Annotated in this window: 6 protein-coding genes, 2 pseudogenes and 1 CRISPR repeat array; of the genes and pseudogenes, 4 read left to right on the forward strand and 4 right to left on the reverse strand. The window is 67.0% G+C overall.

Annotated features, from left to right (window positions below; genetic code table 11):
* Nucleotides 1-909 precede the first annotated feature (909 nt).
* Entirely contained in the window at nt 910-1,863 is a 954-nt protein-coding gene (locus tag JF597_RS52035) for an IS481 family transposase (protein WP_294013775.1), read from the forward strand.
* A gap of 18 nt (nt 1,864-1,881) precedes the next feature.
* Here the strand turns inward: JF597_RS52035 and JF597_RS52040 are convergent.
* Nucleotides 1,882-2,349: pseudogene (locus tag JF597_RS52040) on the reverse strand (transposase); the annotation flags it as partial.
* A 191-nt stretch (nt 2,350-2,540) separates the two neighbouring features.
* A pseudogene (locus tag JF597_RS52045) lies at nt 2,541-2,888 on the reverse strand (IS5 family transposase); the annotation flags it as partial.
* Between the two features lie 663 nt (nt 2,889-3,551).
* Here JF597_RS52045 and JF597_RS52050 point away from each other — a divergent pair.
* Nucleotides 3,552-5,675: a hypothetical protein gene (locus JF597_RS52050; RefSeq protein WP_294013777.1), complete on the forward strand. Its 2,124-nt coding sequence runs from the start codon at nt 3,552-3,554 to the stop codon at nt 5,673-5,675.
* A 104-nt stretch (nt 5,676-5,779) separates the two neighbouring features.
* On the opposite strand, the gene JF597_RS52055 is transcribed toward JF597_RS52050, so the two are convergent.
* Together JF597_RS52055 and JF597_RS52060 are read right to left on the reverse strand one after the other, a co-directional pair.
* The gene (locus JF597_RS52055) at nt 5,780-6,847 is read right to left on the reverse strand and encodes an integrase core domain-containing protein (protein WP_294013779.1); all 1,068 of its coding nucleotides are present in this window, start codon (nt 6,845-6,847) and stop codon (nt 5,780-5,782) included.
* Nucleotides 6,848-6,958: 111 nt separating this feature from the next.
* Nucleotides 6,959-7,225: a CRISPR direct-repeat array (repeat unit 29 nt; unit sequence GGGACCATCCCCGCGCCTGCGGGGAGCAC).
* A gap of 521 nt (nt 7,226-7,746) precedes the next feature.
* Nucleotides 7,747-8,253 carry a hypothetical protein gene (locus tag JF597_RS52060; RefSeq protein WP_294013781.1) on the reverse strand — a complete coding sequence of 169 codons (507 nt, stop codon included), beginning with the start codon at nt 8,251-8,253 and terminating at the stop codon, nt 7,747-7,749.
* 199 nt (nt 8,254-8,452) lie between these two features.
* Between JF597_RS52060 and JF597_RS52065 the strand changes: the two genes are divergently transcribed.
* Both JF597_RS52065 and JF597_RS52070 read left to right on the forward strand, forming a co-directional pair.
* Nucleotides 8,453-9,616 carry a non-reducing end alpha-L-arabinofuranosidase family hydrolase gene (locus JF597_RS52065; protein WP_294013784.1) on the forward strand — a complete coding sequence of 388 codons (1,164 nt, stop codon included), beginning with the start codon at nt 8,453-8,455 and terminating at the stop codon, nt 9,614-9,616.
* A 366-nt stretch (nt 9,617-9,982) separates the two neighbouring features.
* The coding region (locus tag JF597_RS52070; RefSeq protein WP_294013786.1) for an RICIN domain-containing protein at nt 9,983-10,196 on the forward strand (214 nt) is incomplete at its 3' end.

Below are 10,196 nucleotides of genomic sequence, written 5' to 3' on the forward strand. Positions count from 1 at the left end.
CTCGGGAATCAGGCTAGATTGACCTAAATCAGCATAAAGCGATCTGAGACTTCGTGTGAGAGCCTTTATATTCGTGGCCTACGGATCAGAAGGTTAGGGGTTCGAATCCCTTCGTGCGCACTCGTTAGACAGGAACCCCAGGTCGCTGACCTGGGGTTCTGTGTTTCCTGGGTCAAGTGCTCGAGTCGAGTCGAGTCGCAAAGTCGTCGAAAACGGGCCGTGTGATGACGGTGTGATGACGGCCGTACGGAGTCCGTATGGTGACGGGCTGTCTTTCGTCATGCCGCCGTATCGCTCGTGGTCCATGGCGAGAGGGAGCTTCACCGGTTCGGACGTGCCTGAGGCATCGAGTGTTCCGATTTTTCCGTTCATAGCCGAGGCGCGCGGCCGGCGGCTGGCAACGGTCGAACGCGCCGGGTTCGAGTCGCTGGTGAAGGGTTCTGGTGGCGAGACGTGCGGGTGGGCGCCGAACTGTGGTTGTCCCTGGGAGCAGATTCGACTGGGCGTATGGCAGCGCTAGGCTGGGGGCCGCCGACCGTTTCAAGACCGACGAAAAGCTGGTCTCGGAGATTGTGTACTACTCCAGCGGGCACTTCACCATGCTGTACCTCCTGAAGGACCTGCTTAACAAGCGTCCATGCCTGCTGCTGCATCAGGACTGCGAACCAGGCGCACAAGACGAGGAACCTCTCAGGCGATCTGTCGACTTGTGCGCTACTGCGGACGTTGAGGCTAATCAGCTCAAAGCGACGGCTCAGTCTAGGAAGGCCTCTCGACGAGAGGGAGACCTAGGTGTACTGACCACGGAGGTTGGTGACGGGGTTCACGGCTGACGGATCTTGAAATGGGTGAGGGCCTTCTGGCTTGGTGTGGATTGCGACATCTGCACCAGCGATCAGAAAGGCCCTCATGCCCCACCGTAATGCACCGCTGTCCGAGACCGGCCGTCTGCGCCTGGCCCGCTGCATCGTGGATGACGGCTGGGGCCTGCGCCGGGCTGCTGAACGCTTCCAGGTCTCGCCGGCCACGGCCAAACGCTGGGCCGATCGCTACCGGCAGGCCGGCCCGGCCGGAATGGCCGACCGCTCGTCCGGGCCGCACACCAGCCCGCAACGCACGCCGACACGCACCGAGCGAAGGATCATCAAGGTGCGGGTACTGCGTCGCTGGGGACCGGCCCGCATCGCATTCCTGCTGGGCCTGAACCCGTCCACTGTGCATCGCGTACTCAGCCGCTACAAGCTGGCCCGGCTGTCCCACCTGGACCGGGCCACCGGCCGCGTCATCCGCCGCTACGAGCACGCCGCCCCCGGCGACCTGATCCACGTCGACATCAAGAAGCTCGGCAACATCCCCAACGGCGGCGGACACCAGGCATTAGGCCGCGCTGCCGGCCGCAAGAACCGCTCCGGCGCGGGCTACTCCTACCTGCACAACGCCGTCGACGATCACTCCCGGCTGGCCTACACCGAGATACTCCCCGACGAGACCAAGCAGACGGCCACCGCGTTCTGGCACCGAGCCCAGGCCTTCTTCGCCGACGCCGGCATCACCGTTCACCGCGTCCTGACCGACAACGGTGCCTGCTACCGCTCCCGAGACTGGCGCGACATCCTGGCCCAGGCCGGGATCACCCACAAGCGAACCCGGCCCTACCGGCCTCAGACCAACGGCAAAGTCGAACGCTACAACCGCACCCTGCTGGAGGAATGGGCCTACGCCCGCCCCTACACCAGCGAACAAGAACGACGCGACGCCTTCCCCAACTGGCTGCACACCTACAATCACCACCGCGGACACACCGCGCTGAACGGCTCACCACCAGCCAGCCGCGTCCCCAACCTCACGGGTCAGTACACCTAGGCCGTGTTGGGGAATGTGTCAGGTGCTGCGTATCCAGATCATGACGCTGGCCAGTAGCAGCCCGGCCTCGTAGCTTTCGCTGAGCTTGTCGGCGCGGGTGGCGATACCGCGCCACTGCTTGAGCTTGCTAAAGCAGCGCTCGACAGTGTTCCGCTCTTTATACAGTTCAGCGTCGTGACCGATCGGTCTGCCTCCCTTGGAGCCCTTGCGCTTGCGGGCGGCGGCCTGGTCGGTCTTCTCCGGGATCACTGCCTTGATCCCGCGACGGCGCAGGTAGGCCCGGTTCGCTTTCGAGGAATACGCCTTATCGGCCAGTACCGCGCCCGGTCGGCAGCGAGCGGGGCCGCCGCGCGGGTCCACCTTCAGTGACAGCGGCCTGCACCGGCCATCGGCCGACAAGTGGACCTTGGTGGTCAGCCCGCCTCGGGACCGTCCGAGGTCGGCGGCGGCAAGGCGGGCCTTGCGCCGCCGACGCGCCGCACGACGCGCCTCTTCCTCCGGATCACCGGTCCCTGCCTGGCCGGCGGCGGATCCGTCAGTAGACGGATCGCCTCTTTCAGCCCGTACGCTAGCTCCGCCTGGCTTAGAGGTGGTTCGTCCTCGTTTTCGGCCCCTTTTTTGCCGCCGACCTCGGCCAGCGATTCCTCGAACGCCTCCAGCGTGGTCTGCTCGAACACCGCCCCGGCGGCATGCTGGTGCGCCCGGTTCGTCGTGGAGTCCACCGACACGGTCCGCCAGTCGATCTGCCCGCGCCCCTGCGCATCGGCCAGCACAGCCTCAAGCAGCCGAGCCCACGTGCCGTCATCCCGCCACGTGCTGAAACGGTCATAGATCGTGTTCCAGTTGCCGTACCGCTCCGGGACATCCCGCCACGGCGCCCCGCACCGGAACCGCCACATGATCCCGTTGAACTGGGCTCGCAGCTGCCATGACCTGCGGCCCAGCTCCGGGATCGGAATCAACTCAGCCAGACGCTCCCACTCGGCATCGGTCAGATCGAACCGACTACGCATCCCGCTCGGCATCTCAAGAGGCTACTTCAATTCCCAACACGGCCTAGGGCCAGCCTACGTAGATGGTGGACTCTCGGGCGGGACGGGGAGCTACCCCGCTTTGGCGGCCGATGCCTCGACTGCGGGTCCGATACTCAAGGCCCTGGGCTACCCCCATCACGCGGAGCCAGCGCCAACGCCCAGCGGAAGTCGATAGAGACGCGGCAGCTATCCCCGCCACGCGCGGGGCCGACAACGCCGGTGCCCACCCAGGCATCAACGGCCCGGAGCTACCCCCGCACGCGCGGGGCCGAGCTCAGCCAACGCCCGCACCCGGCCAGGCTGCCGGCCCGGGGCTGGGCAACGCGACGAACTCCAGCTTCGGCGTCACGGCTGCTCGCTCCAGACACTCTCCAGCGCCGTGGCAAACTCTTCGTCTGCCTGGCTGCCACCAGGCGTCGTCCTTGCGCGCGATGACGGCGGCGGGCCGTCATCGGCTGAAGGCGGTCGGCTGAGGCCGCCGCCAGGGGTGCTCCGCGGGGCCGGGCCTCGGACGGGCACGCCATGCCCGACGTCGATCCCAGCACGGTCGGCAAGCAGGGCCCACACCACGAACGGTAGGGTCATTCCTCGATATTCGGACACTGATTTGCCGACTACGTTGGGCCCTCATACGAGAGGGAACGGGGAGTGGCCATGGCGTCAGACATCGACGAGATCATCCGGATCAAGCGGGCGGCGGAGGAGGAACTCTTCGCAATACCCGGTGTCTGCGGTGTGGATGTCGGATACAAGTACGTCGGCGGGGAGCGTACCGACGAGATCGTCGTCCGCGTCTTCGTCGAGCACAAGCGGGACGTGCCCGCCGGGGAACGCATTCCGGAGTCGATCCATGGTGTCCGGACCGACGTGCAGCAGGGCGGGTTCGAGGAACTCGCCGACACGAAGATGTACCGTCCGCTGATCGGCGGGATCAGCGTTGGGCCCGTGCGGCGTTTGGACGGCTCGACCGGCACGCTCGGCGCACTCGTCACCGACAACGCCACGCAGGGGCGGATGGCGCTGTCGAATCACCACGTCTTCTTCGACGGCTCGGGGTCCTACGACGTCAGCGCGGCTCAGCCGTCCTCCGGCGACTCCGGCTTCATCATCGGCAGCGTGGCGCGGTCGCTGTACGACGACGACGTGGACGCCGCGGTCGTGCGGATCAACGAGATCGTCATCCCGGTCAAGTGTGAGATCGCGGACCTGGGCCAGGTCACCGGGACGGGCGAGCCGCGCGTCGGGATGGTCGTGAGGAAGCGGGGGCGCACGAGCGAGTGGACCTACGGGTACATCGACGGTGTCGACCAGACGTACTCGTACAAGAAGGACGGAGTGCCCCAGGATCGCAAGGGCCAGTTCAGCGTGCAGCCGGACCCGGCCAGCGGGACCCGGGTGTTCGCCGACGGTGGCGACTCCGGCTCGGTGATCATCACCGCGGGCGGCCAGGTCATCGGCCTGCTTTACGGTTCCAATGTGGCACCGGCGGTAGACGGCGGCAGGTGCGGCGTCGCGACGCCGATCGCCACGGTGCTGAAGAAGATGGACGTCAGCATGGCCACCGCGGGCATCGGCGGTCACACCTTCACGCCGGCCAACCAGGGCACCGCCTTCGACCTCGACGGCAGCGGAAAGTCGGACCATCTGATCTTCTACCACACGGATCAGTTGTTCGCGGGCAAGTCCGTCTCGGTCATAGCCCGCAACGACACGGACTTCCCATACGTGTACCGGAGCACCGGCAAGGACCGGCAAATCGGCGGTTACGACCTCGACAGGGCGGGCGACAAGGTCTTCGCCTTCGACTACACCGGCAGCGGCAAGGTGGACCACCTGGCCCTCTACCGGCCGGGCGAGCACATCTTCTGGATCATCAGGAAGTCTCCGGGGTCCGGGGGAGAGAACGGGCCCGTGGAATTCGAGCGCGTCTTCCCGCCGGGGACCGAGCCCAACCCGCCCGCCAACGGCATCGGCGGGTACGACCTGAACCGGCATTCCGACCGGGCGTTCGCGTACGACTACGAGGGCACCGGCAAGCTGGACCACATCGTCCTGTACCGCCCCGGCGAGAAGATCTGCTGGGTCGTGGGCCGCAGGGACGGGAAGTTCATCCGCCGCTTCCCGCACGACGACAACGCACCGCACGACGGCATCGGCGGCTTCGACCTCGACAGCTCCCACGACCGGGCCTTCGCCTACGACTTCGACCGATCGGGCAAGCAGGACCACATCGTCCTGTACCGCCCGGGCACCGGCATCGTCTGGATCGTCGGCCGGGTGAAGGACAAGTTCGGCGATCCGGTGTACCCGCCGAAGTACGAACGGAAGTGGCCGCCGAACCCCTCGAACCCCAACCCGCCCGCCCACGGCATCGGCGGCTACGAACTGCGCGACGAACACGACCTACTGTTCGCCTACGACTACCGGGGCACCGGCAAGCAGGACCACATCGTCCTGTACCGCCCGGGCGCCGGCATCATCTGGGTGATCTGCCGGGCGGAGGACGCGAACGGGAAGCCGACGGAGCCGGCGGAGTTCGTGCGCGTCTACCCGGACCCCTCCGAAGGCCCCGACCCGAAGACCCGGGGCATCGGCGACTACAGCCTCGACGATTGGACCGACCGGATCTTCCCCTTCGACTACGACCACAGCGGCAAGCAGGACCACCTGGTGCTGTACCGCCGGGGCGCCGCCAACGTCTGCTGGATCGTGAAGCCGAAGCCGGGCCTTGCGAACGAATTCGAGTCCGTCTACCGGGCCTGGCAGCACCTCATCTGACCGACGCCCCGTCACCCGCGGGTCCGCCGCCGGCCAAGCCGCGGCGGACCCCGTACCGCTTCATAATGACTTCATAGGCTGTGAGCTGCGGACTATTCGGTTGATCATCCGGCCTGGCGATACTCGTTGATGAGACCTGCGACGGCTTGCCGACGTTCGATACGGGCTGGTGGCAGGGGGATGACGTTCGGATCGTCCAGCGGTGCACGCTGGTCCCGGCCCTGATGGGGTCGATGCTGGTTGAAGTGGTGGGCGTAGTCGTGGAGGACCTTCTCGGCATGCCCGCGGTCGAAGATCAGCAGGCGGTCGGTGCACTCCTCGCGTACCGACCGCACGAACCGCTCCGCGTGCGGGTTGCAGTTCGGGCTTCGTGGAGGGATCTTGGCAACAGTGATGTCCTCGCTGGCGAACACGGCGTCGAAGGCGGCGGTGAACTTCGCGTCCCGGTCCCGGATCAGGTGAGTGAACTCGGCCGCGCGCTCCCCGAGCTGCCAGAGCAGATGGCGAGCCTGTTGGGTGGCCCAGGCGGCGGTGGGGTGTGCGGTCACGCCCAGGATGTGCACGGTGCGGGTGCGGACCTCCATGACGAACAAGGCATACAGCCGCTGCAGGCCGATGGTGTCCACGTGGAAATAGTCGGTGGCAAGCAGGCCGTGCGCCTCGGCTTTGAGGAAGGCGGTCCATTCGCCACGTGCCGGATGCCGGCGCGGGGCGGGCCCGAGGCCGGCGGCGCGCAGGATCCGGCGGACGGTGGCCGCGCTGACCCTATAACCAAGGCGTCGAAGTTCGCCGTGAACGCGCCGGAAGCCCCACCGGGGGTTCTCGGCACCGAGCTGGATGATCAGGTCGCGCAGCTCCTCGGGAATCGATGGGCGTCCCGGAGAAGCCGGCTGCGTCCACTTGCCCTTGATCAGGCGCTGGTGCCAGGCCAGGAGGGTACGGGGAGAAACGATCCTGTGCCGACGTAGGACTCGCGGAAGGAGCCGAGTCAAAGCGGCAAGCAGCGCCCGTTCCGGCCAGGTCGGCTTCGGGGCTGCGACCTGCCGGCGCAGGACCGCGACTTCGTGCCGCAGGACCAGTATCTCGACGTCCTTCGCGGCGGAGGATCGGCACATCAGAGCGAGCCACGCGAAGATCCGCGTGACGACCAGGTAGAGCATCCGCACGAACACAAGGCCCGATAGTCCCGGATCGGCCCGTGGAACGTCGTCCCAGCTCAAGGGCTGAGCAGCCATTCTGACGCGTTACGACCTGATCGGGGAGGCCGGCGGCGACGGCGAGGCGGGACCATCCCCGCGCCTGCGGGGAGCACACAGCAAGATGACCAGTGCTGAACGTCCCCCGGGGACCATCCCCGCGCCTGCGGGGAGCACCGGCAGCCGATCGACAACATCGTCCCCATCCCGGGACCATCCCCGCGCCTGCGGGGAGCACTGTGCTTCACCGCAGGTCGAGGGCTATGCAGGGGGACCATCCCCGCGCCTGCGGGGAGCACAGCTGCGGATGTTGCTCGACCAGTTCGGGACCATCCCCGCGCCTGCGGGGAGCACGCTGTGCCACGTCGGGTTTCCTGCAACGGACATGCCAACGCCGCGCGCTTTCATGGAATCGGATGATCCTCGCAATTCGCCTCGTCGCTGGCATGGTTCTGACTCACGATTTTCGCTCGATCGCGAGGCCGTCACGATCGAAAGGTTATCGGTAGCGGCTTGACGCTGACGAGGGCTGTTTACAGGCATGGTGAACCGCGCGAGGCTGTTGAACCCCGAGAAGATGATGTCCACCGCAACGGCCTCAGCGACGACGCGGTCGACGCCGAAGTTCGCGCCCAACGTGTGCTGCTCGCCGGGCTGAACGGCGACTGCTCCGCTTCGGTCGGCGACCTGGCGTCCTGCGGGCCAGATGGATCACTGCGGCTGGAGGCCCACGTCACAGCACTTGACTGCAGCGAGGCGGGAGTCGGCGTCCGGAGACGCCGATCATCCCCAAAGCATCGGTTCCCGCGTGGCCACACGGCTGCTCACTCGCGGGGCCACCGGGGTGATGAGCGGCACCGCTGCGGCGATGTGAGTCAGACGGCTAGCGCCCAGGGTGCTGCGGTGCGCAGTCGTTGGTCCAGATCCCGGGCGGCCGCACTGGTCGGGGTGTAGGCGACCAGGTGCGGCCGGATCCGTTGCAGGCCGCCCAGCACCCGGCCCGAGCCGCCCTTCAGCGGCGCCGCCGCCGCGATGGCCGCATCGGCTCTCTTCGTGGCCTCGTCCAGGTCCCCGCCGACCAGGTGCGCGATGGCCGCATCGGCGTTGACCATCGCGGCGCGGCGGCCCATGTGGCTGGCCTGGCCGATGAGCCGCTCGTGCTCCAGCAGCGAGTCCGGCGTGGCGTTCCCTGCGGTGACCAGGTCCCGATAGGCGACGTGGAGTTCGGTGTGGAGTTGGTCGTAGGTGAAGAAGAAGTCCAGCGGATGCCGTTGCCCGCTGTGGTGCCCGGTGGCCAGGTACTCCTCGGCACGGCCGATCGCGGCGCGGGCCTCTTCCGTATTCCCGTTCTTGGCCTCCGTGGTCTTGACGGCGGCTGCCATCTGATGCAGTTTATGTTTCTGGCACATCATGCGAAACTTTCGTTCATGGCATCAAAAGAGGAAGCACGAGACCGGCCGGCCGACGGTCGGATCCAGCACCGCCCAGCTCTCTTCCCCACGGCGCGGTCGCCGCCTGCCCCGTGAGCGAGGCCGGCCGGAACCGCCTGCTCAGAGACCATCCAGGGATCAGGAGATTCCCATGCGAAGAAGACACATCCGCCGCGGGCGTCTGTCCGCCGTGCTCACCGCCATGGTCGCGGCCGTGGTTGCGGGAGCGACGATGTTCCTCGCCACCCCGGCTCAGGCCGACACCAGCGGCGCCTTGCGCGGTGTCGGCTCCGGCCGGTGTCTCGACGTGCCGGGTGCCAGCCAGACCGACGGTACGTACACGCAGATCTGGGACTGCAATGGCGCCGGCAACCAGAAGTGGACCGGCCTGCCCGGGTCCCGCGGCGGAACCTGTGCTCTTCCGTCGACCTACCACTGGACGTCGACCGGTCCGCTGGCGCAGCCGGCCAACGGCTGGGTCGCGCTGAAGGACTTCACCGACGTGGTCTACCACGGCAAGCACATCGTCTACGGCTCGACCGTCGACTCCTCCGGGTCCTACGGCTCGATGGGCATGGCCCCGTTCACCAACTGGTCGGACATGGCCTCGGCTTCCCAGACCGGCATGACCTCCGGCACGGTGGCCCCGACGCTGTTCTACTTCGCGCCGAAGAACATCTGGGTGCTGGCATCCCAGTGGGGTGCCTGGCCCTTCTTCTACCGCACCACCAGCGACCCCACCGACCCCAACAGCTGGTCCGCGCCGCAGGAGCTGTTCACCGGCACCATCCCGGGCTCCGCGCCGCTGGACCAGACCCTGATCGCCGACGGCCAGAACATCTATCTGTTCTTCGCCGGCGACAACGGCAGCATCTACCGGGCTTCCATGCCGATCGGGAACTTCCCGAGCAGCTTCGGCTCGAACTACACCACGGTCATGACCGACTCCACGCCCAACCTGTTCGAGGCCGTCGAGGTGTACAAGGTCGCCAACCAGAACCAGTACCTGATGATCGTCGAGGCCGAGGGCGCGAACGGCCGGTACTTCCGGTCCTTCACCGCCAGCAGCCTGGACGGCACCTGGACCCCGCAGGCCGCCACCGAGAGCAACCCCTTCGCCGGCAAGGCCAACAGCGGCGCCACCTGGACCAACGACATCAGCCACGGCGACCTGGTCCGGAACAACCCGGATCAGACCATGACCATCGACCCCTGCCACCTGCAACTCCTCTACCAGGGGCGCGACCCCAAGAGCGACGGCATGGACTACGGCCTCCTGCCCTGGCGCCCGGGCCTGCTCACCCTGCAGCACTGACCCACCCGATCTACGGCGATCGCGATTCGGTGCGGTCCACCGCCAAGAGGACGAGCGGTTCACGACGTGGGCGACTCCAGCCGCTGATCATCGTTCACAGTCCACGTAGTGCGTTCAGCCGTACCGCCGTTGGCTACCTAACACCTATACCCCTCATATTCCTGCGCGGATCGTCGTCGAAGAGCGTTACCGGTAACACGTCGCTTTTCGGGCGGTTGCCGGTGCGCGGGTGTCGTCGGTGTCCGCGCCGATGCGGCCCGCTTCCTGTCGGCGATTCCCAGTGATGAAAGGAAGGACGCTATGTCGGTTGTTGGGTTTGCGCGCATCGCGAGGTGGCGCCGTCGGTGGCGGGCGGGGTTGGCCGCCGTGTTAGCGGTGGTGTTCGTGGGCGGGCTGCTCACGGTGGTCACGGCGCCGGCGTCGGCCGCCACGGTGGACACCACCGCCTGGTACGTGCTGCTGAACCGCAACAGCGGCAAGGTCCTGGATGTCAACGGCGCGTCCACCGCCGACGGTGCGGCCGTCATCCAGTGGACCCGCACCGACGCCACCAACCAGCAGTTCCAGTTCCTGGATTCCG

It is taken from the genome of Streptomyces sp. (assembly GCF_019510245.1).
In the GTDB taxonomy this organism is placed as follows: domain Bacteria; phylum Actinomycetota; class Actinomycetes; order Streptomycetales; family Streptomycetaceae; genus Streptomyces.

What these genes read in the sequence shown, in the direction of transcription:
- JF597_RS52035 (WP_294013775.1), top strand. Translation starts at nt 910, where the DNA reads ATGCCCCACCGTAATGCACCGCTGTCCGAGACCGGCCGTCTGCGCCTG.
- JF597_RS52050 (WP_294013777.1), top strand. Translation starts at nt 3,552, where the DNA reads ATGGCGTCAGACATCGACGAGATCATCCGGATCAAGCGGGCGGCGGAG.
- JF597_RS52060 (WP_294013781.1), bottom strand. Translation starts at nt 8,253, where the DNA reads ATGGCAGCCGCCGTCAAGACCACGGAGGCCAAGAACGGGAATACGGAA.
- JF597_RS52065 (WP_294013784.1), top strand. Translation starts at nt 8,453, where the DNA reads ATGCGAAGAAGACACATCCGCCGCGGGCGTCTGTCCGCCGTGCTCACC.